24 protein-coding genes are annotated in these 24,330 nt (G+C 42.0%); 22 read left to right on the top strand and 2 right to left on the bottom strand.

What is annotated here, in order from left to right:
- Positions 1-2: 2 nt before the first annotated feature.
- The 18 genes from GLIP_RS17500 to GLIP_RS17585 all read left to right on the top strand — a co-directional run bounded on the left by GLIP_RS17500 (position 3) and on the right by GLIP_RS17585 (position 16,813).
- Complete coding sequence (locus GLIP_RS17500) at positions 3-971, top strand: formate dehydrogenase accessory sulfurtransferase FdhD (protein ID WP_008846018.1); 969 nt, start codon at positions 3-5, stop codon at positions 969-971.
- A gap of 51 nt (positions 972-1,022) precedes the next feature.
- A complete protein-coding gene (locus tag GLIP_RS17505; RefSeq protein ID WP_008846019.1) occupies positions 1,023-3,335 on the top strand; it encodes an FdhF/YdeP family oxidoreductase in 2,313 nt (770 codons plus the stop codon).
- Positions 3,336-3,347: 12 nt separating this feature from the next.
- Positions 3,348-3,755, top strand: coding sequence for a hypothetical protein (locus GLIP_RS17510; protein ID WP_052155007.1), 408 nt, complete (start codon positions 3,348-3,350; stop codon positions 3,753-3,755).
- 40 nt (positions 3,756-3,795) lie between these two features.
- Positions 3,796-4,512 carry an META domain-containing protein gene (locus GLIP_RS21545; protein ID WP_008846021.1) on the top strand — a complete coding sequence of 239 codons (717 nt, stop codon included), beginning with the start codon at positions 3,796-3,798 and terminating at the stop codon, positions 4,510-4,512.
- A gap of 270 nt (positions 4,513-4,782) precedes the next feature.
- Entirely contained in the window at positions 4,783-8,157 is a 3,375-nt protein-coding gene (locus GLIP_RS17520) for a GH116 family glycosyl-hydrolase (protein ID WP_008846022.1), read from the top strand.
- A gap of 85 nt (positions 8,158-8,242) precedes the next feature.
- Complete coding sequence (locus GLIP_RS17525; protein WP_226992242.1) at positions 8,243-9,886, top strand: sulfatase family protein; 1,644 nt, start codon at positions 8,243-8,245, stop codon at positions 9,884-9,886.
- Positions 9,887-10,210: 324 nt separating this feature from the next.
- On the top strand, positions 10,211-10,699 hold the full coding sequence (locus tag GLIP_RS17530; protein WP_008846024.1) for a DUF2165 family protein: 489 nt from the start codon (positions 10,211-10,213) through the stop codon (positions 10,697-10,699).
- A 99-nt stretch (positions 10,700-10,798) separates the two neighbouring features.
- Positions 10,799-11,053 (top strand): RNA recognition motif domain-containing protein, encoded by a 255-nt coding sequence (locus GLIP_RS17535; RefSeq protein ID WP_008846025.1) that lies wholly within the window; start codon positions 10,799-10,801, stop codon positions 11,051-11,053.
- Positions 11,054-11,102: 49 nt separating this feature from the next.
- Complete coding sequence (locus GLIP_RS17540) at positions 11,103-11,507, top strand: VOC family protein (RefSeq protein ID WP_008846026.1); 405 nt, start codon at positions 11,103-11,105, stop codon at positions 11,505-11,507.
- A complete protein-coding gene (locus tag GLIP_RS17545; RefSeq protein ID WP_008846027.1) occupies positions 11,508-11,711 on the top strand; it encodes a DUF3565 domain-containing protein in 204 nt (67 codons plus the stop codon).
- A 27-nt stretch (positions 11,712-11,738) separates the two neighbouring features.
- Positions 11,739-12,461 carry a ZIP family metal transporter gene (locus GLIP_RS17550; protein WP_008846028.1) on the top strand — a complete coding sequence of 241 codons (723 nt, stop codon included), beginning with the start codon at positions 11,739-11,741 and terminating at the stop codon, positions 12,459-12,461.
- 24 nt (positions 12,462-12,485) lie between these two features.
- Positions 12,486-13,055 carry a hypothetical protein gene (locus tag GLIP_RS17555; RefSeq protein ID WP_008846029.1) on the top strand — a complete coding sequence of 190 codons (570 nt, stop codon included), beginning with the start codon at positions 12,486-12,488 and terminating at the stop codon, positions 13,053-13,055.
- Positions 13,056-13,289: 234 nt separating this feature from the next.
- Entirely contained in the window at positions 13,290-13,964 is a 675-nt protein-coding gene (locus GLIP_RS17560; protein WP_008846030.1) for a 2OG-Fe(II) oxygenase, read from the top strand.
- Between the two features lie 188 nt (positions 13,965-14,152).
- A complete protein-coding gene (locus tag GLIP_RS17565; RefSeq protein ID WP_008846031.1) occupies positions 14,153-14,521 on the top strand; it encodes a VOC family protein in 369 nt (122 codons plus the stop codon).
- 67 nt (positions 14,522-14,588) lie between these two features.
- On the top strand, positions 14,589-15,008 hold the full coding sequence (locus tag GLIP_RS17570; protein WP_008846032.1) for a DUF1801 domain-containing protein: 420 nt from the start codon (positions 14,589-14,591) through the stop codon (positions 15,006-15,008).
- A 74-nt stretch (positions 15,009-15,082) separates the two neighbouring features.
- Entirely contained in the window at positions 15,083-15,490 is a 408-nt protein-coding gene (locus tag GLIP_RS17575) for a hypothetical protein (RefSeq protein WP_008846033.1), read from the top strand.
- Positions 15,491-15,562: 72 nt separating this feature from the next.
- The gene (locus GLIP_RS17580; protein WP_008846034.1) at positions 15,563-16,510 is read left to right on the top strand and encodes an alpha/beta fold hydrolase; all 948 of its coding nucleotides are present in this window, start codon (positions 15,563-15,565) and stop codon (positions 16,508-16,510) included.
- 27 nt (positions 16,511-16,537) lie between these two features.
- Complete coding sequence (locus GLIP_RS17585; RefSeq protein WP_008846035.1) at positions 16,538-16,813, top strand: hypothetical protein; 276 nt, start codon at positions 16,538-16,540, stop codon at positions 16,811-16,813.
- Here GLIP_RS17585 and GLIP_RS17590 read toward each other — a convergent pair.
- Entirely contained in the window at positions 16,810-17,400 is a 591-nt protein-coding gene (locus GLIP_RS17590) for a tRNA-uridine aminocarboxypropyltransferase (RefSeq protein ID WP_040523461.1), read from the bottom strand. The two genes, GLIP_RS17585 and GLIP_RS17590, sit on opposite strands and share 4 nt — an antisense overlap.
- A gap of 168 nt (positions 17,401-17,568) precedes the next feature.
- Here GLIP_RS17590 and GLIP_RS17595 point away from each other — a divergent pair, with 168 nt between their 5' ends.
- From GLIP_RS17595 to GLIP_RS17605, 3 genes are all read left to right on the top strand, one after another.
- On the top strand, positions 17,569-19,566 hold the full coding sequence (locus tag GLIP_RS17595; protein WP_008846037.1) for a tyrosine-type recombinase/integrase: 1,998 nt from the start codon (positions 17,569-17,571) through the stop codon (positions 19,564-19,566).
- A 1-nt stretch (position 19,567) separates the two neighbouring features.
- Complete coding sequence (locus tag GLIP_RS17600; RefSeq protein ID WP_008846038.1) at positions 19,568-19,909, top strand: MGMT family protein; 342 nt, start codon at positions 19,568-19,570, stop codon at positions 19,907-19,909.
- A gap of 99 nt (positions 19,910-20,008) precedes the next feature.
- A complete protein-coding gene (locus GLIP_RS17605) occupies positions 20,009-21,211 on the top strand; it encodes an HD-GYP domain-containing protein (protein ID WP_008846039.1) in 1,203 nt (400 codons plus the stop codon).
- Between the two features lie 48 nt (positions 21,212-21,259).
- Here the strand turns inward: GLIP_RS17605 and GLIP_RS17610 are convergent, their stop codons facing one another.
- Entirely contained in the window at positions 21,260-21,448 is a 189-nt protein-coding gene (locus GLIP_RS17610; RefSeq protein ID WP_008846040.1) for a hypothetical protein, read from the bottom strand.
- A 260-nt stretch (positions 21,449-21,708) separates the two neighbouring features.
- On the opposite strand from GLIP_RS17610, the gene GLIP_RS17615 reads away from it, so the two are divergent.
- The gene (locus GLIP_RS17615; protein WP_226992243.1) at positions 21,709-24,312 is read left to right on the top strand and encodes an ATP-binding protein; all 2,604 of its coding nucleotides are present in this window, start codon (positions 21,709-21,711) and stop codon (positions 24,310-24,312) included.
- Positions 24,313-24,330 lie beyond the last annotated feature (18 nt).

Genomic DNA, 24,330 nt, shown 5'->3' on the forward strand with positions numbered 1-24,330 from the left:
CGGTGAGTAAGGTTAAACAGTTTGCAATTACCCGGCTCACAATAAATACAGATGAAGGCCGCCACCCAACTTTGGTCAGCACTCCTAATCTTAACAGTGAATCTGCGGCCAATTCCTCTTTAATAATAATCAATCAAATCGATGATTTGGTGACCTGTGAAGAGCCACTCGAGATTTGGTTAAAGCACCCTTTGCATAATGCTGGTAATCCTAAGTTAATGCTTACTACCCTGCGCAGTCCAGGTGATGATTTGGATTTAGTTAAAGGTTGGCTAAATGCAAGCGGTTTAATTGAGCATTATTCAGAAATATACAATGTTTCGCACATGGGAAGCCAGCGAATTAAGGGCGTGCAAAGTAATCAGGTGCTAATCACTTTGCACCCTCAGTCGAATTTTGATTTTGCATCTTCGCACCGTCACGCAATGAGACATATCGATTATGTAAATTCAGGGTGCAGTGTGTGTGGTCAACAGTCTATCGATGTGTTGCTTGATAAGTTGCCACAACTTGATGCGGATACACATTTAGTGCGACCGCAGATGTCAGTTGCCTCTATTTTTTCATTAGCTGATGAGCTAAAACAAGCTCAGAGCGAATTTGCGTTAACGGGCGGTTCGCATGGTGCTGGTCTATTCAGCCTTCCTATAAAAACAGACGAGGTACCTAGATTAATCGATGTTCGAGAAGATATTGGACGCCATAATGCGTTGGATAAAATCATCGGTGCGCATCTAGCCGAATTAGGCGATGCTTCAAACGAGCAGTTAGAATACGGCATCGTGTTAAGTTCGCGGATCAGTTTTGATTTAGTGCAAAAAGCTGCCATGGCAAATATTCGATTTATTTTAGCTATGGGGGCACCGTCCAGTCTAGCCATTGAGTTAGCCCAAGAATGTGATATTTGTTTAGTAGGGTTTATCCAGCAGCAGCGCATTAATATATACACTTGTGCGCAGCGAGTAAGTTAAACATATTAAAACCTAATAAAGTTTACACCTGTTAAAACCTCAGGAGTCAGTATGAAGTCTTCAAAACCTGCGAATGCAACACCGGTTTCATTTGCTCCTAACGACAGCCAACGAATTGCAATCAGCGAACCAAAAGAGTGGGCCGCTGGGATTCCAGCGGTGTTATCTGCTTATAAAAATGTAGCGGCTAAGGCTGGACCATTTAAAGGCTCTAGATTGCTGTCAGATTTGAATCAACTTGAAGGATTTGATTGTCCAGGGTGTGCTTGGCCTGACCCTTTGCATAAACGAGCGACGTTTGAGTTTTGTGAAAATGGAGCAAAAGCGGTGGCAGATGAAGCCACGACAAAACGGGCAGACGCTGAATTTTTTGCTCGCCACAGTATTTCACAATTACGAGACCAATCTGATCGCTGGCTCAACAATCAAGGCCGCCTAGTTCAGCCAATGTGGCTAGCTGAAGGTGCAGAATATTATCAACCAATCGAATGGGAAGCGGCGTTTGAGTTAATCTCAGAGCAATTAAATATGCTGGACAACCCCAATCAAGCGGCCTTTTATACGTCTGGTCGCACGGGTAACGAAGCCGCGTTTTTGTACCAGTTATTTGTGCGTAAGTTTGGCACTAATAACCTGCCAGATTGCTCAAACATGTGTCATGAGTCCAGCGGCGTGGGTTTAGGTGAAACCATTGGCGTCGGTAAAGGTACAGTTAGCCTTGAGGATTTAGAGCATGCCGAAGCCATTTTTGTATTCGGCCAAAACCCCGGTTCAAACCACCCTCGTATGTTGTCATCACTGCAAGCAGCAAAGCGTCGCGGTGCTAAAATAGTGGCCATTAATCCGCTAGATGAAACGGGACTAAAGCGGTTCAAAAATCCACAAGAAGCATCAGGTGTGATTGGTAATGGAACCGCCCTACGTGATTTATTTCTACCGGTAAAAATTAATGGTGATGTGGCCCTGTTAAAGGGCTTGTGTAAAGTACTGATTGAGCGCGATAGCCAACATACCCCTATTCTAGATCACGATTTTATTCAGCAATATTGTCATGGCTTTACAGCGTTTAAAGCCGATTTAGCAAACACCAGTTGGCAAGATATAGAGCAAGGAAGCGGTATAACACGAGAATTGATTGAACAAGCCGCCACTATTGCTTGTGAATCCAAGAAAACCATTTGTTGTTGGGCTATGGGCATGACGCAGCATAAAAATGCGGTGGCGAATATTCAGCTCATGACTAACTTTTTAATGTTACAAGGAAATCTAGGAAAGCCTGGCGCAGGCGTATGTCCGGTAAGAGGACATAGCAATGTGCAAGGTGACCGTACCATGGGCATTTGGGAAAAACCAAACCCCGAATTTTTAGATGCATTGGAAGCTGAATTTGGATTCAAAGCACCACGAGAAAATGGCGTAGATGCAGTAGAAACAGTACATGGTATGCAACAGGGAAATATTAAAGTGCTATTTGCGTTGGGCGGGAATTTCTTCCGGGCGATGCCAGATCATCAAGCCAACGATGTGGCGTTGAGTCAATGTGATTTAACCGTACAAGTTTCTACAAAGCTTAACCGTTCGCACTTACATACAGGCAAGCAAGCACTTATTTTACCTGCTTTGGGACGCACAGAAATAGATACTCAACAAAGCGGTATTCAAACCATTACTGTTGAAAACTCAATGGGCGTTATTCAGACATCTCATGGTAAAATTCCTCCTGCATCTGATCTACTCAAAAGCGAAGTGGATATCATCGCACAGCTCGCGCATGCGACACTTAAAAATGACGAACTTGATTTGCTCGCGTTACGAACAGATTACCGATTAATTCGTGATCATATAGCACAGGTCATTCCCGGTTTTGAGAATTTTAATCAGCGCATCGATAATTTAGGCGAATTTGTGTTGCCCAATGCGGTACGAGACGCGAGACAATTTGCCACCGCCACGGGTAAGGCTAATTTTGTGGTGCATGACATTGATAATATTGATGTACCAAAGGGATGTTTATTGATGATGACCATACGCAGTCATGATCAATTTAATACCACGGTTTACACCAATAATGACCGTTATCGTGGCATTCATGGTACTCGTAAAGTCTTGTTTATCAATCCTGCGGATATTAAAGCATTGGGGTTTACGGCCGGACAACAGGTTCGTATTCGTAGTCATTGGCCCAATGACAAAGTAGCGATGAGAGAAGTTAGCAATTTTGTGCTGGTGGAATATGCAATCCCATTAGGTTGTGCTGCGGCTTACTATCCTGAGACCAATGATCTTATTCCCATCGACAGTGTGGCAGACAAAAGTAATACGCCAGCGTATAAGTCGGTTGTTATTAGCATTCAGGCAGTCTAGGAATTTGTATCTATGAAGCAGTATTCTGTGAACTGCAATTGCAAAAGTATTACCGTTAACATATCGCTACCGAATACAATTGAGTCTTATCAACCTAGAGCCTGCGATTGTGATTTCTGTCAGTCCCACAATTTATCGTATTTATCAGATAAAGATGGGACTTTGTCGATCAGTCCAACAGCGAAATTAAATACCCTCAAGCAAGGTTCACAGCAAGCTTCTTTTTTGCAGTGTGCCAATTGTTTACAAGTGGTCGCGGTTACCTATTACAGCGCTGAATTGCAAAAAGGCGCGGTGTCATCTGAACTTTTTTCAACAAGCCATGCATTGCCAGAGGCAATCGCCGTTTCTCCTAAGCGGTTGTCTGAGTCGGAAAAGGTACAGAGATGGAGTACAATGTGGCTTACCATTGTTGCTTAAAATTAACCTAACGTATTTTTCATGTTTTCAAGGAGACAGTATGTTCCCTACTTTTAAAATGTTATTTTTTGTGATGTTTAGCTCAACTCTAGTTGCTTGCGCTTCACATAACCAAAAAAACGAGACTGTTTCGGAGACGCCAACGTTAACTGGTACTTGGCAGGTTGAAGATATTGATCAAGGTGGTGTGATTGATAATGCTATGGTTACCATCGAATTTTTGGAAGACGGCAGAATATCAGGCAGTACAGGCTGTAATCGGTTCTCTGGAAGTCTAAAAACAGAAGACGCTACGTTTGTTGTTTCCAAAACGATTACCACTCGCCGCGCTTGTGTGCCAGCAATTGCAAAACAAGAGCAACGGTTTTTAAGTGCGTTAAATGAAGCAGCTTATTTTAAAGTCGAGGCCGATACCTGGTTAGTGATTTTTGATGCTTCGCATCAACCGAGACTTAAGTTGATTGAAACGACGTTATCCACGCAGTTACATAAAGACCCAATCGATAAAGCAGCTTCGCAAGCCAATACTTTTCAATGTGAACAAATCGGAGAAGTGAATTTTCGATTTGTGGGGCCTGAAACGATAAAAGTATCAATCGACAATCAGCAAACCATTCTGAATCGTCAACAATCTGCATCTGGTGCTAAATACACCGCGGAAAATATGACGTTTTGGAACAAAGGCAATAAAGCACAATTAAGTTTAAACGGACTCGCTTACCCTTGCGTTAAAAGTCTCCCCAGAAAGCCTCGATAATTAATCTTTAGTTCTTTTCTTCGATGAATAAAATTGCGGACACTGTGATAAAACTCCGCACAATCTAGTCAATGTCTGGCGACCGGATTTCAAACACCTCGAATAATATTTTATATGTAAAATTCATTGTTAATTAGATGTTGCAGGCTAATAAACTGACTGTTATGATTATTTTATACATAATAATACATTTCGTTTAGGTTTTATCTGATCACAGTAATATTATTAGATAAAACTAATTGCAGATAACTTTAAGCTGAGTAAAACCCGATGGGAACTAAACTAAATTCAAGCAATGGTTGTGGATGTTCAAGTCCAACTATGTCTCGCCGCCACTTTTTAATAGCAGGCGCTTCTTCTGTTGGCTTAATGGGCTGTATGCAATGGCCCGGCGGCAGAGTTAGCAGCGACGCATATGCAGAGGCAGTTAAATCCCATGAATCTTTGCGTGGTTACTGGCGATTTGAAAACGATCTGGTTGATTTAATCAGTGGTAAATCTGCAGTTGCCAGTGGTGTAAATTCATTTGATGACGGCGCAGTGAAGGGCTCTGGTATCAAGCTCGCTCCGGGAAAAAATTTAGCGGTTAGTGATACCAAAAACTTATTTGGCCGATTTGCTACCATTGAATTGTTTTTTAAAGTGAATGCCAAGCCCAGCGGAACTGAGGATTCGGTGATCATTGCCCAAGCCGATGGCGATAATGTGCGCTATATCATTGGTGTTAAAAACGATTTATCTGCTTTGCTGTATCGAAATACTAAGGAAGAAGTTGTAACCCGCATAGATCTTCCGACCAATCGTCCAGTAGAAGTTGGCCGTTGGTATCATTTAGCTGTAACGAGTTTCGATCTAGATGTACGAGCTTATGTGGATGGTTACGAATGTAGCTTGTTTGGTGGTGCTTATGAGTTTACCCGAGCTGGACCCAAAACCTCGGTTATGACCTTTGGTAATACGACTGCTGAAGGTTGGAGTGCAAGCAATATTAGCTTAGACGAAGTAGCTATTTATGATGCTGGTTTAACACCAAAAGAATTTCAAAAACACCTCAGAGCGGGAGGTTTAGCTCAGCAATTAGCTGAAACAGGTGTTTTGGTTAGTCGCGTCAAAGCCATGCGGGATGCTAACCGGGATAAAAAAGCAGCCAACATCATTAAAGATCCTGCACTCAAAGCACCCGGTAAAACTCGTGTATACGAAGGGGAATATCTAAGCGCAATTAATTTTACAGTTGGCGGAATCGGCGCGGGTGCAATTCAGTTTGATGGCAATGCGGTACCTAAGATTTGGCAAATTGCCTGTAATCACGTTGAAAGAACAATAGATGATAGTTTTTTAGCTATTCGCATAAAAGCGAAAAATGCGCCGCCTGTCGTCAAGGCGTTGCAAACAAAAGCGAACGGACAGTTCAGTCCTATGTCCGACGTGAAATTCGAAGGAGAATATCCGCTCGGCAAATATCGATTTGAAGACAACAGTTTACCAGTGGATGTTGCGCTTGAAGTGTTCAATCCCTTTATTCCGATGGATTTGCAAAACTCCTCGATTCCTTGTGCTATTTATCAAGTTACGGTGAAGAATACGTCGACTGATGAGGTGACAACGAGTGTACTTTCATCGCAAAAAAACGCGTTGGGATATACCGAAGGGGAAAAGGGCGAATTTGGCAGTAATCAAAATACGCTGCTCAAAAAGGGAAATACTACCCTGTTGCATATGACACGCGCAGGTTCTCACCCGAAAGCCGATATGGTGTTATTAACCCAGGCTGCTGATGCAACAGGAACGACTAATTGGACATCGCCTGCAGAATTTAAACGTGAATTTACTGACAATGGTGGATTGACAGGTCCGAACAACTCCCCCATTTCTCGTGCTGGTCAAACCGTAAATGGCGCGTTAAGTGCACCTTTGACTCTTGCGCCTGGCGAGTCTAAATCGGTTACCTTTGTGCTGACTTGGTATTTTACCGAAACAAAACATGGTGCGGCTAACAAAAGTACAAAAGGAAAACAGTGGGTAGGAGCTGGCCAGATGTACAATAATTGGTGGTCTGATGCTATGGACGTAGCGTCTTACCTAGATGAGCATCTTGTGAATTTAAGTGAGCGTACCCGACGATTCCACGACACGCTCTATGCATCTACTCTTCCAGTATGGCTACTTGACCGTTGTTCTTCCCAATTAGCTGTTTTACGCAGCCAAACTTGCTGGTGGTCGCAAGATGGATATTTTGGTGCATGGGAAGGGTGTAACCCCGAAAATGGGTGTTGTGCAGCAAACTGTACTCATGTTTGGCATTACGCTCAAGCGCATGCTCGCTTGTTACCCGAGTTGGGCCGCATCATGCGTAAACAAGACTATGACATGCAGTTAGCGGATGGGTTAATACCTTATCGTCATAGCAATACAAAATCGGCGGCTGATGGGCACTTTGGTACCATTCTTAATACTTACCGTGAACATCAATGTAGCGCGAATGACAGTTGGTTAAAATCTCAATGGCCTAGAGTCAAAAAAGCGGTGGAATGGGGCATCAATGAATGGGATCCCAATCGTATTGGTTTTATGTCAAACACTCAACACAACACACTCGATGGGAATATTACAGGGTGTTCTTCGTGGATTGGAAGTTTGTATCTCACATCCCTTGAAGCGGCGGCCCGGATGGCTGACATAGTGGGAGAGCCGCAGACTGCGAAGGAATATCGTGCAATTCGAGAGTCTGGCAAAAAATTGCAGAATAAGCGCCTTTGGAATGGTGAATATTATATTCAAGAAGAAGGAAAAGAACGCTTCCAAGACTATCTGGATGGCTGTCATATCGACCAATTACTGGGGGAATGGTGGGCCGATCAGTTAAATATCGATCGCAATTATCCTCGTGAACGTGCGCAACAAGCGATGTCAGCCCTTTTGAAATACAACTTTCGCGCTGACTTTTACGGGCAGTCACTCAAACCTCGTCAATATTGTGAAATAGAAGATGGCGGGATGAAAATGATCACTTGGCCCAGAGGTCAGCAGCCTATTCCCGGTATGAAATACGGTGACGAAGTCATGACCGGTTTTGAATATGGCGCGGCTGTTACAATGATGCAAAATGGCATGATAGACGAAGGTTTGATGTTATTAAAAGTGGTCGCTGACCGTTACGACGGGCGATTACGCACCGAAGGTGTATCAAATGTTGTCAATGGGCCTTGGGGTTACTCTGGAAATCCTTATGGTGATGATGAATGTGGCAAGTACTATGGACGCTCACTCAGTGTTTGGTCTGCATTAACTGCGCTACAAGGCTTTATTTACGACGGTCCAGCAGGTCTTATAGGCTTCCGCCCAATTTTGCAGCCAGAAAATCACGCCAGCTTTTTTTCAGTGGCACAAGGTTACGGACTTTTCGAACAAACTCAAAGCAACAATGCATTAACTGCGGTCATTGCGATGCGTGAAGGTAGTGTGCATCTATCTGAAGTAGTTCTAGGTGTGAAAGCTGCGCCTAAAAAGATTAGCGCAAAATATGCTGGTGCAGCTGTTGACGTCAAACACGCATACCAAAAAGGTGAAGTGACAATACAGCTTGCGCGTTCGCTGAATATTAAGGCTGATGAGAATTTAGAAATACATATCGTTTATTCGTAAAGCCCAGTTTGAATCAGGCTTGATTGATTAAGCCTGATTCTCAATTGCGCCAAACACGCTTAGTCAAAGTTTCAGGAGAGTGAAATTGAACTGTTCACGACAATATCTAACCCGTTTTTTTATGTTTGCTATTTTGTGCATTTTATCCGGTTGCGAACAAGCACCAAAAGATGAAATCGTCACCACTGAAAAAGCGACAGAAGAAAAACCGCCAAATATCATTTTTATTCTTGCTGATGATCTAGGGTATGGCGATGTGGGTGTTTATGGGGCAACAAAAATTAAAACCCCAAATATTGACAAACTTGCATCCCAAGGACGCATGTTTACAGATGCGCACTCAGTGTCTGCGGTCTGCACACCGTCTCGTTATGCTTTGCTTACCGGAAAGTATCCAATGCGCGCAAAAAAAGGTGCGCGCAATCAGGAAGTAGGCGTTTGGGGACCGTTACCCATCGAATCTGAACTGATTATTGAAACCGACGAATTAACCCTCGGTAAAATGTTGCAAAACAAAGGATATAAAACCGCGGCAATAGGAAAGTGGCACTTAGGATTTAAACAAGGTCAAAATGACTGGCAAATGCCGTTGTCTCCGGGTCCGTTAGATGTGGGCTTTGATTATTATTATGGGGTGCCCATCGTAAATAGTGCTCCACCTTACGTATTGGTAGAAAACGAAACAGTCGTCGAGCATGATCCTAAAGATCCTCTCGTCTATTTGGGGCCACCGCGTTCGCGCACTAACACTGAAGTACAACCTACTCCAATTAAAGAATTTCCTAAAGAAGCATCGCAAAAAACGCAGAACCATTTTGGCGGGGCGTTAGCGGCTCACATGCGTTATGACGATGAACAACTCGGCATCGAATTTACGCACAAGGCAATTGATTGGATAGATGCAAACAAACAAGATCCTTTTTTCCTGTATTTCTCAACCACACAAGTTCATCACCCATTCACTCCGTCACCTAAATTCAAAGGAACAAGTGAAATCGGTCTGTATGGTGATTTCGTTCATGAATTAGATTGGATGGTTGGCGAACTGATGACCTATCTGGAAGAAAATGATTTGGCAGATAATACATTGGTAGTGTTCACCAGTGATAATGGTGGAATGCTGAACTTAGGTGGGCGTAACGCCTATGAAGCCGGTCACAAGATTAATGGCGATTTACTCGGCTTTAAGTTTGGTGTGTGGGAAGGCGGACACCGTGTACCGTTTATCGCTCGCTGGCCGGGAAAAATCGGACCACGCGAAACGTCTGATCAACTTATTTCACTTGTCGATATGTATTCAACATTTGCAAGCTTGACCGGACAGGAAAACGCAGTACCAAAGGATACAAATAGTATTAATGTGCTGCCAGCTTTGCTCGGTACTACTACCAATCAACTTCGTGAAGAACTGGTTATTGCGCCTCGTCAACCGAAAAATTTGGCATTACGCGATGGCAAATGGGTTTATATCCCCGCTAAAGGTAGTGGTGGATTTCGAGGTTCTAAACCTTCTGCTCATGCTTGGGGCGGCGCAGCTGCGGTTAATTTTGTAGGGGGCGTTAATAGTGATATGGCAGACGGCAAACTACTACCTGACGCGCCACCAGCCCAACTTTACGATATTGCCTCAGATCCGTATCAATCTACAAATCTGTACCATACGCATCCCGAAATTGTAGAGCGAATGGAAGCGAAACTTAAAGCTATCATCGCGAAGGAGCAGGGATAGTTTTAAAGGTCTGAAATTAGTCGTTCGCTGAAATAAAAAACACACCTACGGGTGTGTTTTTTTGTATTTAACGTTTCATAGGTAGAGTCGATTCCCGGTATTTCCTAATAGGCTTTTGTTGATTTGCAACATTATGCTTTCAAGCTAATAAACTATTCGTAAGGTGACTCATTTCACTTTTGGGGGGCAGTAATTGAGTATAGTCAATTTCTAGTTCTATAATGTATTGCGAATACTCGCTGTAGTGCCATCAGCGCTCTAGACACCTTAGGTTGAAAACTTGGTCAGTACATAATCACACATACGAGCTCATGGGAGAATCCAATGGAAATTCGGATATTGAAAATCGTTCTAGTTGTTTTTGTCGGATTGCAAGGATGGTTTTACGTAGCGGGAAATCTTGCCAACTGGAATTCCGCAATGACAGCGGTAAGCTATGTCGTTGGCATGCACGGGCATGAAATTTACAGTAATCCTATCTTCCCTGCTATTACTCATTCCGCTGCAATTACCATCGCATTGGTATGCATAGTATTGGGAGAGTTTTTAATCGGCGCTTTTTGTCTAAAAGGGGCATGGGATCTTTGGACGACGAGAAAAGCGAATGGACTTGAATACAATGCTGCAAAAAAGTATGCCATTTTAGGTGCCGGTATGGCGTTAGTTGTGTGGTTTGGCGGGTTTATTGTGGTTGGTGGAGGGCTTTTTCAAATGTGGCAAACAAAGGTTGGCATCGCGTCATTTGAAGGAGCTTTCATGTACGGTGCTGTTAGTGGGCTGATTTTATTATTTGTAAACAGCTCTGATGCATAAAACACAGTTTAAGGTGCTTCTCTTGCAACTTTAGTATCGTTTTTGAGTGTATTCATTTACTGTACGCTTTGTTTAAATAACACGACAATCAGGAAACAAATGAAAATATTAGTACGTAACTTAGATCGAACAACCAGCGAAGACGAATTAAAAGCGTTGTTTGAAGAGTTCGGCATGGTTGAATCTTGCAATGTGGTGTTTGATAAAGATACCAATACGTCTAAAGGATTTGGTTTTGTAGAGATGCCGAAAACGCTAGAGGCAAAAGCAGCGATTAAAAATCTTAATTATAAAACCGTTGGAAGTAATAAAATACGCGTTAAATATGCCGAGGATAAAGGCTCTGAGAAATAGCTTGATTGAGTCAGTGTGAGGTTGCTATTCAATAGTCAGGAGCTACACGATGGATAAGCCGGTGAAACAGCAAATTGGCAGTATTGCCTTACTTGTTGAATGTTATTCAGATGCCTTAGATTTTTATATCAATAAGTTAAACTTCGAATTGGTCCAAGACATCGACTCTGGTGATGGCAAACGCTGGGTGCAAATCTCTCCTAGAAATGCCAATGGTACCCATATTCTATTAGTCAAAGCAGAGTCTGAAAGTCAGCTTGCTGTTTTGGGTAAGCAGGCTGGTGGTGGCGTCTTTTTGATCCTGCAAAGCAATGATTTCTGGCGGGATTATGAGTTTATGTTAGCGCAAGGTGTTGTTTTTGATGAACGTCCACGCACTGAACCTTATGGTACGGTCGTGGTATTCCAAGATTTATATGGCAATAAATGGGATTTAATTCAAACGGCTGAATAAATGAAACATGCAATAATTGGTTACCATAAAGACCAAGAAAACCACTGGGTGGCTGAACTGGATTGTGGTCACAATCAACATGTCAGGCATGAGCCGCCTTGGACTAATCGACCTTGGGTCGAAACTGCGCAAGGGCGAAACACCAAGCTGGGTTTTCAGCTAGATTGCAAAAAATGTGATCGAAATGAGCCTATAGATAACTAACCATTATTTATTCATTAGGAATTTTTTATGCCCGAAATCGTCTCCATTATTTTACTCACTGGACTGGCCGGTAGCTGTATTTTAATTGGCGGCATACTAGCCAGTTTCGAACATATTCGCCCACGTTGGTTTGAACGTGAAGTTAGGCATTTTGTGATTGCGTTTGGTGGCGGAATCTTACTTGGAGCTGTATCAGTCGTTTTGGTCCCTGAAGGGATCAAGAATATGGATGATTCTTTGTTCTCGATACCCATTATGTTACTGGGAGGAGCTACTTTTTTATTAGTAGAAAGGTGGTTAGGGTTAAAGAAACACGACTCTCCCCAATTGTTGGGTATGATGCTGGATTATGTTCCTGAGGCGTTAGCATTGGGGGGATTAGTGGCTTTAGGTTCGCCAGCTGCACCTTTGTTAGCTTTGTTTATCGGCCTTCAGAACCTACCAGAGGGATTTAATAGTTACCGAGAAATTAACCGCAATAATGGACATAAAGCATCTAAAACATTGTTAACCATGAGTGCGCTGATACCGTTGGGGCCAATTGCAGGTGTAGTCGGCTATTTGTATTTATCAAGTTACGAATGGCTGTTAGGCGCAATTATGTTGTTTGCCTCTGGCGGTATCCTTTATATTATTTTCCAAGATATTGCGCCTCAATCACGTCTGGCTAAACACTGGGGACCACCACTTGGGGCCGTTTTCGGTTTTTGTTTAGCACTGTTTAGTGAGATGCTGGTGCAAACCAATTAATGTAGATTACATGAGAGCGTGAATATGGCTAAACGAGTTTTCGGAATACTGGTGTTATTATTGACGGGTTGTCAATCAACGTCACAAGAAAGCGTGGTGAATTATGAAACGCAAGGTAATCTACAATCGCATCATTCATTAGCTTGTTTGAGCATGACTCAAATTCGTTCTAGTTATACGCCAGCTGATTTGTTTTCAGGCTTAACATCGTGTGTGGAGCAACAGCAATTCGACTCCGCAGCGGATATGTATTTGGCGGCCATGAGCAATGGATATTTCGATACGCGCAGGGTGGTGGATAGATCAGCACATCAAGCGGTTATGGTCCTGCGCATGAATACTTTTGCTCCTTATGATCAGGACGTACTCAATCTATTGTTATCAGAAATTACCCAAAAAACGACCGATAATAGTCAGGTTTGTGGACAATTAAAAAATATTGGCATGCCAACTTATCATCCTACCTACATGATCCAACACGGCATGGGCGCGTTCACAGAGCAAAAGCATAGTAATGGACTGATTAACAATTTTGATGCTGATCTTGCATGGCAAGAAGCCTTAAAGGTTGTTTCAAATTGCCCCAAATCATAACCCAAAAACAAGCTCACAAGTGGATAATGCACTGGCAATTTGCCACTTAAAACCTCCGTTGAGAAATACAAAAAACGAAGCTTAAATAATTTACAAAAATAAACGTTAGTAAAATGCTTGATTAGTCGTATACTCGCCGCCCTGGCGATATCTGCACAAAACTTGAGCTTATTTTATCGGTGCGATTCACCAGTCAATGTGGATTAAATATTTAGGCTTTAATAGGGTAAAAACGTGAACGCCATCCAACCATTGCTTTTTAAAACTGATACCAGCGAAATAAACGAATCTTTGTTTGCTGCCATAGCAGATGATTTGTATACCCAAGGGTATAGTATTCGACCTGCTGCCTTGCCTGAAGAGCTGAGTATGTCATTGAGTCAATATCAGTTAGAAATGGATGAGCAACGTTTTAAAGCCGCTGGTATAGGGCGAGGTAATGATTATCTTAAAAACGAGTTTGTGCGAACCGACGAAATTTGCTGGATCACAGGAAAATCGCCTGCGGAAATTGCATGGTTAAATTGGACTGGTGATCTACAAAGATATTTGAATAGCCGGTTATTTCTCGGCTTGTTTTCGTTCGAAAGCCACTTCTCGCATTATGCACCGGGCACATACTACAAACGTCACCGTGATGCGTTTAAAGGCGAAGCTCAACGCGTATTGTCAGTTGTCACTTATCTCAACTCTGGCTGGGGCAATGATGATGGTGGCGAATTGGTATTGTTTAACGATGACAGTGATACCGAAGGAACCAAAGTTGTGCCTTTAATGGGAACGGTCGTGGTGTTTCTGAGTGAAGACTTTCCCCACGAAGTTTTACCTGCCCAACGTGACAGATATTCTATTGCTGGTTGGTATCGAGTAAATACCTCAGTTGCTGAGAAAGTCGACCCTCCACGCTAACGTTGATGTGCGTCTTGGAAACATTCTGTTCAATAGACGCAATTACACACCTATATCGTTGTCATTTGACGCATTCTAAAAACAAAGACCACACAAAGTGTCATTCTCCAGTCACGCTTAAGCAATTGGTTATCGTCTTCATTTTAGGGTATAAATTACACAGAAAGTTATCCGTTTAGTTGTCTAAAATGAATTTGAATCAAGTTACGCTGCCGGTGAAGGATATGAGTAAAGCCGTCGACTTTTATCGATTGCTTGGCTTTCGTCTCATTGTTGATACGCCGCACTATGCTCGGTTTGAGTGTCCAATTGGCGATGCAACGTTTTCGTTATCACTAGAAGAAAACTGTCAAAATGGGGCGGTGATTTATTTTGAACATGAAGCCCTTGATAAGTGGGTAGAATCACTGTTACAAAAAAATATTGTGTTTGAGCAATTACCGACTGATCAGTCGTATTTATGGCGAGAAGCTATTTTGTATGATCCTTCGGGCAATAAGATAAAACTTTATTGGGCAGGTGAAAACCGTTTAAATCCACCTTGGCGAGTAAATTGACCTAGAGTAAAAACCCTGAGATGCAACGATTTTTGCCACCGCTTTTATCGATAACGAGTTAAAAAAAATGGTTTTTCAAGCAAATCCAAACGTCATAGAACACATCAAACAATGCCCGGACATTGCTCAGGAAGCTTTACTGTGTTTACGAGAGTTGTTGCTTAACGTTGCTAACAATACTCCCGAAATCAAGCATTTAGAAGAAACCTTTAAATGGGGGGAGCCAAGTTACATTACCAAAACGGGCAGCACTCTTAGAATGGATTGGAAACCTTCTAAACCAGCCCATATAAGCGTTTTTGTTAACTGCCAAACCAAACTAATTGAAACATTCAAAGAGTTATATCCGCAAGAATTGAGTTACGTCGGTAATCGCGAAATTGCGCTGCCACTTAACAAGCCTTTGCCTCTGCAGGTGTTAGCACATTGTTTTGAGCTGACTTTTAAGTATCAAAAAATTAAGCACTTACCTTTATTAGGGTGTTAAAACCTACCTTTTGTCATGTTAGTATTTCAATTCTGCAACCCTTTTTAAGAATAACATTAACGAGATTTTCCAACGTGAAAAAGCCCAAAAGACATATTTTTCTGGCTGAATCTGTCATCGGATTTTGTGCCGTTGTGGCACTTTGGATTGCCGTGATCGATACCGGTTTTTTAGTCGGAATGGAAATGATAAGTCGTGGTTTTATCAGTGGTTATCTAGTCGTGTTTGGCGTTATTCTAAGTTCGGTAGGCGTATGGGGATTATTCCAGTTATTATTGAAACTAATCTTTCCTGATGCTTACGAAGAAAGTATCTCGTTTTACCGTTTTCATATGCTATGCGGCGCGATAGGCTGCGTATTATGCACTTTATTTTTTATCGATTACCCTTCTTACTTAGTGTTCATCACCCCACTTCCTTTGCTGGTGGCAACCTATTTATATCGCAAAAAGTTGCGTTTCGAACAAGTAGAGTGTTATTAAAGAAAACTCAGCTACCCGTGTTAAGTTTAGCCATAACTTAATCTGGATTTGTAGTGCTGCTGGAAGACATGAGTGAAACGAATTATTAAAATATTGAGTGCAATTTTGTTGCTATTGTTAGCAATGTATATTGTTTTGTTAGTGATGTTTCAGCAACCAGATAAAACCGTCGCTGAACTTGCTCCTCGTTGGGCCCCACCGCCTTCACAGTTTGTGGAAATTGATGGTATGCGTATCCATCTGCGCGACGAAGGTCCGAGACAAGCTGTGCCCATTGTACTTTTGCATGGCACCAGTGCTTCACTGCATACGTGGGAGGGCTGGGTACAAACTTTAAAATCTCAACACCGAGTCATTAGTTTCGACCTACCAGCTTTTGGTTTGACCGGACCAAACCCACAAAATGATTACAGCATTGAAAGTTATAGTCGCATCGTTATCGCCGTGATGGACAAGCTTGGGGTTGATCAGTTTGTCTTGGCTGGTAATTCGTTAGGGGGCTATATTGCCTGGGCAACCACAGTTTTTCATCCTGAACGCGTCACTAAACTTGTTTTAGTGGATGCCAGTGGTTATCCGTATGAACCGACATCGGTGCCCTTGGCATTTCAAATTTCTAGGCAGCCATTATTAAAACTGCTCATCGGTGATATGCTGCCACGAAGCTTAGTGGTTAAAAGCGTTAAAAATGTTTATGGCGATACTAGCAAAGTGACGCCTGAACTAGTCGATCGTTATTATCAATTAACCACGCGTGCTGGGAATCGACAAGCATTGGCTGAACGTTTTGAACAAACGCAGCCAGGACCATTAATGCATAGAATTGTGGAAATTAAACAGCCGACACTGATTATTTGGGGGCAAGAAGATAGGTTGATACCGGTTTCTTTTGGTCGTCGTTTTCAAGAGGATATTGAAAATAGTGAGTTGGTGATTTTCGCAACCTTAGGCCATGTACCACATGAAGAAGATCCGCAGTCTACGGTTAAAAGTGTCATGGAGTTTTTAGACCGTGAGTAACACAATGAAACAGTGTAAAGGTAAACTATGAGCCAGTCTTCTAATCCTGAACAGCAATCGAACTCCTCTGATTCTGAGCCTAAAAAGGGCAGTAAAATACCACCAAATGTTAGGGTGATGATTGCCTTGGTGGCGTCACCTACGCTAATGGTTATCGCTTTTTCGATTTATTGTTTATGGATTGGAAATTGGCAAGAGCCGGGTATGAGCGGGGTTATTTTCTCTGCATTAGGCGTGTTTGCATATTATCTCGTGTTTGTTGGTAGATTACCTAAATGGTTTAACTTTAAACGCCAAAATTAACCGTGTTTTGGCATATGTTTCTCTTGTTGAATTTGCATCTCATCAAATAGTCTAAGTAGTGGCTTTACATCCCTTTTTGTCAGAATTTTTAAACCCTGAGCTGCGGCCTCTAATGTTGATAAACTATGAGCTAATTGGGTTTTTCGAATACGATACTGGTTTTCTGGAAGTGCATTAAAATGCCAACTGGGTAATACATGTAACCACGGGTTGAGTTGCCACATTTTGGTTGCTTTTCGCCACGTCGCATCAATCACAATGAGTACATCAGGTAGTGTGTCGGGATAGTGCTGTTGATAATCTTCTAACGGCTGACTTTGTGAATTTGGATACAGCACCCACGCCGTTTTATTGGTTTTTACTAATTGTTGTTTTAGTTCTGTAAAATCTTGTTCGCTTTGGCCTACAAATGTCTGCGTATTTGGTATGCACAACGGAATCAGCCTTGCGGTATTTTTTGCATGACGAGTTTCTAATGGATGTTGCAAAACGACCAATTGCAGTGGGATCGTGATGCAACTAATAGCACCGCAAACACACACGTTTTGAGGATAATGACAGCGAGAGCAGATTGAACGTTTTTTCATAATAGGTTGTCATTACATATGTTAAGGTTTTTGAAGCCTGTGGATGTATTCAGGTAATATAATATCAGTCGCGGCACCTTACTTTAGCTGATAATCTATTAGACATAAAAATCTTTGTGTGCAAACTAACACCAGTAAGCACGTGTTTAAGGAATATGGAAATATAACATGGCATTTAGCGAAAACGTGGAAGTTATCCCACCACAATTTGGCGCTGACAGCACCGACATGCGTTCACAGCAAGAAGCCAAAAAACTGCAAAAACAAAAATGGTGGGTATTGAGTATCAGCTTTTTGGTGGTGTTTGTTGTCGCAATGATTTGGATTTGGTCACGCTCGCCTATTTATCAAAGCCAAGCAATTATACATTTCAGTTATGCCCAGCAGCTTAATAACGAGCAAACAGCTGTACCAGAAGAACAAATTACGCTGAATAATAAACGTCTTACCAGCAATCGTATTTTAGATTCGCTGAGCACCCAACTTGCAAACGAATATTCACTTAATTTAAGTACCGAAGCGTTGGCCAAAATGGTCTCGACTGAAGAACACCTTGATAGCCGGATCATCAATTTATTCACCACGGGTGAAAATAAAGATCATTTACAACCGGTGCTCGAGCAATGGCTTGCTTTGTATTTAGAAAGGTTACAAGAAGAAACTGACGAAAACACCGTTGAAGATTTGTCTTTAGGGCAAGAAAAGCTCATAGCGTTGGAACAAAAAATTATCGAGCAACGGGAATTAGCTGAGCAATTCAGTGAAGAAAATAACATTATCTCGATGGAGCGTGACGAAAACCGAGCGCTGTCGAAAATAAAAAGTATGGGGGCTGCATTAGACACAGCAGAGACCCAACAAGCCGAAGCTACCGCAACACTTGAAAGTGTTAAACAAAGTATCGCTCAAGGAGAGGCTGTCTATCATCCCGCTGATAAAGCGAGACTTGATGGGATCCGCAGTGCAATAAGAGATAGAAAAGCCGAATTACATGAATTGTCGCAAAGATACACACCGGAATACATGAATCTAGACCCAGATATTGTGAATAAAAAACGCAAAATCAAAGAGTTGGAGTCACGGTATGAAGCCATCACTGCTGAGAGTCAGCAGAATTTTGTTGAAGATTTGCAACGCACAGTGGTTGCTTCAGAACAAAAGCAAAAACAACTCGAGATGCAACTAGATGAATTGGGCAAAGATGCGCAAGCATTTAATCAAAAATTGGAAGAATACAGCCGCTTAATGCGTTCATTGAGTCAACTGCAAGAACAAGCACAACAACTCAAAGATCAATTGGTGGAAACCGAAGTTCAAAAGCCATTCCAAGCAAAAATTAATGTTCTGGAAGAACCTTTTGTGCCTACCTACCCCATCTCTCCAAATTATTGGCGAGATTCAGCTATCGCACTAGCTGCTGCTGTGTTGGTAAGCTTGTTTGCATTGCTGATATTTAGCTTTATACATCGTCAAAAAACGCCTGCACCAACAATGACAAGTTACAATGTGGTTCCTCCCTCTTTAGGACTCACATTAGAGCAACAAATGGCTGCGCAGCATGCGTTGGAGCAGCAAAAAAATGCGCAACTTGGTCATCAACAAACGCCACTTCAATTATCACAGACTGCGACTTCGACTCCTGCACGATTAATATCTGAGGCGGAGTGTCAAAGTTTATACAAGGTGGCCAATCGAGATGGCAAACTGGCAATGTCGTTGATACTAAACGGTGTGAGCCCTAGCGAATTGCTTGTTGTCACGATTCAGGATTTTGATTTGGAAACCCAATCACTGGAGATCCCCGGCGAGTTTGCCAGAAGTGTCGCTGTCACTGAGGAGTGTGCTCAGATCGTCGAAAACTTAAGTGCTACTCAGCCGCCAGAAAGTAAATTGCTGGGATCTCGTTTAGATGAGCAACAACTCGATCAAATGATCATCAATATTGCCCATGATGCAGGGGTGGCATTTGCTGAACAGTTTTCTATTGCAGCATTACGTCATACCTATTTGACGTTTTTAGTCGTACAAGGTGCACGACTGAATGATTTAGAGCGTGTGGCAGGGTTTGTGAGCCCTGCAGACTTGAGCTTGTACCGACAGGTAAACCGTCGCGGAGAGCCGTGTGACATAGAAGCGCTAAATCTGCAGTTTCCTCTCGCTGGCTAACGTGAATCATCAATACCAGCAACAGATTTGGCAAACCGTTTTACAAATTCCATGTGGCAAAGTAGCCAGTTATGGACAAATTGCCGATTTAGCAGGTTTACCTGGGCGAGCAAGATTAGTGGGTAAAGCGCTTGGTGTTGCACCTGAGGCACTAAAAGTGCCTTGGTATCGTGTGCTGCGCTCGGATGGAAAAATTGCCTTTGCCGCGCAAAGTGAGCAGGCTAAAAATCAAACAGCATTATTGCAGCAGGAAAATGTAGCGGTGTTCAATAACAGAGTTAAATTAACGTTATTTCAATGGCAACCTGACTTAGCAGATTTGCTATTCAAATTAAATTACTAAATACATGATTAATGTAACTATTATGTGAAATTTCTTGTGCAAAGTAACGGCTTAGTTTATGTTTGATAAATTACAATTTTTCCACTGAGTTTTTGACGCGTGCTAAAAGAAATTTCAATCGATGAATTGAAGCCGGGTATGTATGTTCAAGGCATCGTTGAACAACGTGGCAATATGAAGATAAAAAGCCAAGGAAAGGTAACGAAACACGCGATTGTCGGACAGTTGCGAAAAAAAGGCATCATTCGACTTCTTATCGATCCTAGCAAAGAGTTTACTCCTGAGTTAGAGCAAGATCCCACTGATAGTGACGAGCTTGAAGCAACCCCTCCCCCAACAGAAACATCAAAAACGAATCAACACGTTACATTCGATGCAGAAATTGCGGTTGCCAAAAAATTACATGACAAAGGAAAAGTGGTTCAAAATAGAATGCTCAAGTCTGTGGCAGATGGTTTGCCTATAGATTTAAAAATGCCCAAAGAGTTTTCTGAACAACTGGTAGGTTCAATCGATAGAAATCCAAATGCGCTGATGTGTCTCACAAAAATCCGTGAAAAAGATAGCTATCTTTTAGAGCATTCACTCAATGTGGCAGTGTTACTCGCTCGGTTTGCTAAATTTATTGGCTTAAAAGAAGTGGAAGTGCAAGAGCTTGCGCTAGCGGGATTTTTGCATGACATTGGCAAAATAAAAATCCCAGATAGCATTTTGCATAAACCAGGTAGACTCACCGATCCCGAAATGAACATTATGCGTGATCACGTATTTTATGGGATTCAAACATTGGAAGAGATGGGGTTACCTGAACACATTATAAAAACAATGGCTGAACACCACGAACGCTTAGACGGTTATGGTTATCCAGAAGGCTTGCGAGGTGAAGAGATTAGCCTGTATGGTCGCATGATTGCCATCGTTGATACCTATGATGCGATTACCGCTGACCGTTGTTATAAGCCCGGTATGCCATCACAAAAAGCGCTTAAAATTTTACTGAACGATTCACCCGTGATGTACGATGAAGAGTTAGTGCAGAAATTTGTTAAATGTGTTGGTATTTATCCGGTTGGAAGTTTAGTTAAATTAAATAACGAACACATTGGCATGGTCGTTAGTCACAATGATAGTTCGCCGTTAAAGCCGGTTGTGAAAGTTTTCTATTCTGCTCGCAATGAAAATTATCTGCCAATAAAACAAATCGACCTAACACAAAGTCAGATGAAGGTTGAAAAAGGTGTAATGCCTAGCGAGTTCAACATAGATTTCAATCGTTATTTCGAAGATAACATCGCAGTTTAAACTGTCATTTTGTTTCTAGAATCTGGAGCAAAAGCCAAGATACCTACGCTATTTTCCTGAATGATATGCACACCGTAAAATTTCTCGCATTTGATCATCAGTAATATGCGATGGACACAAGCCTTTATCTACCAACTCTTCTTTTACACACTCAACTGGTTTGTCGGCAATCTGCTCACTATGCTTTTTGATATAGCGCGTTAAGTTTTGCTGCAATTTTCGGGTTAAACAAGACATACTTCCACCTGATACTTCTAGGGTTACTAATCAAACAACTGTACTATTCTTGTACAGCATAAATCGAACCAAGTTTAAGAAATCTAATTAATACAAATAGTTAGTGATTGTTGGCATGCTATTGAAATGCACAGCTTGTCAAAATTGCTGACAGAAATGGTCAAAAATACATTTTCTTAAGTTGAAAGTTATCTCGCTCAACGCTGGTCATTTAATCAAGCGTTGCTTAATCATCAATAGGCTAAATGTTGAAACCGAGTTTGCACAAGCGAAAGCATCTAATTTGGACTCCCCTGCAAATCAAAATATTTGTGTTGGTGGTGAGCCTATTTAGCATGGTATTTGCGCTGACCTTACTGAGCATTTATACCGCTGCATATAACTTGGCTGAACGACAGTTTCTATCTCGTCTAAGTGTGGGACAAAATGTATTCCTGAATGAAATAGCGAATGCGAAATCTCAACTTGATTTAAATGTGGAAACGGTATCCAAAGACTGGGCGCTGCGCAGTGCCATTGGTCAAGGTGAAGATTCAGAGTCTATCCGCACAATCTTATTTAACTTTGGAAATCGAATTGATGCCGATGTGGCTTTGGTTCTAGATAAAAAGTTTATGTTGATTTCTCAATATGGAGGCCAAGACGGAGAAGTCGCTCAGGCGCTTGGGCATGAACTGAGTGATGACCAAAAGCAGCGGGCATGGATCACCATGATGGGGGAACAACCTTACCTAGTATCAGCTGAGCCTATTCGCGCACCTGGGGTTATTGGATGGCTGATTATGGGTAAAAAGCTCAATCTGAGCTTACTAGAGCGTATTAAAGGGCTAATTTCGCTGGATATTAATCTTAGCGTGGTGAGTTCAGATCAAGCGCTAGTGCCACTTTCTACTGCGCAAAACGACCACATGCTCAATACTGCTATTAAAAACGTCAGTTTAAGGTTGCCCGATGAAAATCGACCGATTGAATTTCAAACCCTAGACACCCATGAAACGGTACTTTTGCCGTTTATGCTATTTGAAGACAATCGTCGTCAATTTATCGTAGTGCTGCAGGACTCGATTCAAGCTTGGCTACAAACTTTGCGTGTATTTATGTTGGAACTTCTGCCATTTTTTGCTTTGGGTCTTTTGTTAGCTGTAATCGGTTCTTACTATATCGCGCGCAGTATCACCCGACCGGTTGGACGACTATTAGATGCTGCTAAACAAGTGGCCAGCGGGAAGTACAGCGAAAAAATTGAGGTATCCGAAAAAAGTGAATTAGGAGAGCTGGCGCTAGAGTTCGGCAATATGCAGTATGCCGTCATGGATCGCGAACAAAAAATTAAAGATCAAGCTGAAGAAATACGCCAAACCAATAACGCTAAGTTTCAAATTGAAATTGTGCAAAAAGAACAGCAATTAGCCAAATCTGCAAATGAAGCTAAGCACCGCTTTTTAGCCAATGTTAGTCATGAAATTCGTACACCGCTAAATTCAATCATTGGCTATACCCAAGTTTTGGACGACCCAGATGCCAGTGTTGAGGATAAACATAAGGCGACTAGCGCAATCAATAGTAGTGGCCAATATCTATTAAACATCATCAACGATGTGCTGGATCTATCGAAAATTGAAGCGGGTAAAATTCATTTGCAAAACATTGATACTTGCATGGTTAGCCTACTCAATGAAGTTAAAACCTATATGAGTCGCTTCGCCAATGAAAAAAATCTCGCATTTAACTCGCAGCTACATTACCCATTGCCACGTTTTTTTAATACTGATCCAACTAGACTCAAACAAATATTGCTGAATTTGTGTAATAACGCCATCAAGTTTACCGATGTCGGAAAAGTGGAGTTACAGGTTTATTTAGACCGCTATAAGCGCCGCTTTATTTTCGTGGTGTCTGATACCGGCGTGGGTATGAGTGAAGAGCAGCAGCTTCGCTTGTTTACGGCTTTTTCTCAGGGAAGTTCGGCAATTAATCGTAAGTATGGCGGCACAGGATTAGGGTTATACATCAGTAAGCAACTCATTGAAATAATGGGAGGCCATATCAAAGTAACCTCGCAAGAAGGGCAAGGAAGTCAATTCGCGGTTTATTTACCATGGTCTGAAGCAAACAATACAGAAATGCTGACCAATCCAGAGCAAGCACGTGAAATAGCGCTTCAACATCATCACAATGAATTGATAGTTCCAACCTTAACTGGTCATATATTGTGTGTAGATGACAACCAAGATAACTTACAGCTGGTTGCTTATTTACTTAAAAAAACAGGTGTGAGTATAAGTTTAGCTAACAGTGGCGAGCATGCGCTCAGACTCGCTAAACAGCATAGGTTTGACTTAATCCTAATGGATATGCAAATGCCGGATATGGATGGTTTAGAAACCACCCGTAGCTTGATTTCATCGGGTGTAACATGCCCAATAATTATGTTAACCGCAAATGTCGATAGTGAGAGTATTAAACAAGTGGAACGTGCTGGCGCAGCCGCACATTTTGGCAAGCCAATTAAAACAGCGCAATTTTATACCACAGTAAGTGAGTTTCTAAGCCAAGTATCTGAGGTGTCAGCAGATCAACAACCACGCGAAAATAGCCACGAATTTGAACGCTTGATTCAACAATACAAAGCTAGCTTTGATGACAAAATCAAAGATATTCAAGCTGCGCAAAAGCAACAGGACTGGCAACGATTACAGCAATTAATGCACAAGTTAAAAGGGTCTGCAGGCAGTTACGGCTTCGAAAATATAAGCGAATTAGCTAAACAAGCAGAAGACCTAATTGAGCATAAACAAAAGGATGCTGTCGTACTTCACTTAAAAACATTGATTGCGCAAATGATCCAAATCAGTCGAGATTGATGGACCTTTCAAGGATAT

The sequence above is a fragment of the Aliiglaciecola lipolytica E3 genome (genome assembly GCF_000314975.1).
GTDB lineage: Bacteria > Pseudomonadota > Gammaproteobacteria > Enterobacterales > Alteromonadaceae > Aliiglaciecola > Aliiglaciecola lipolytica.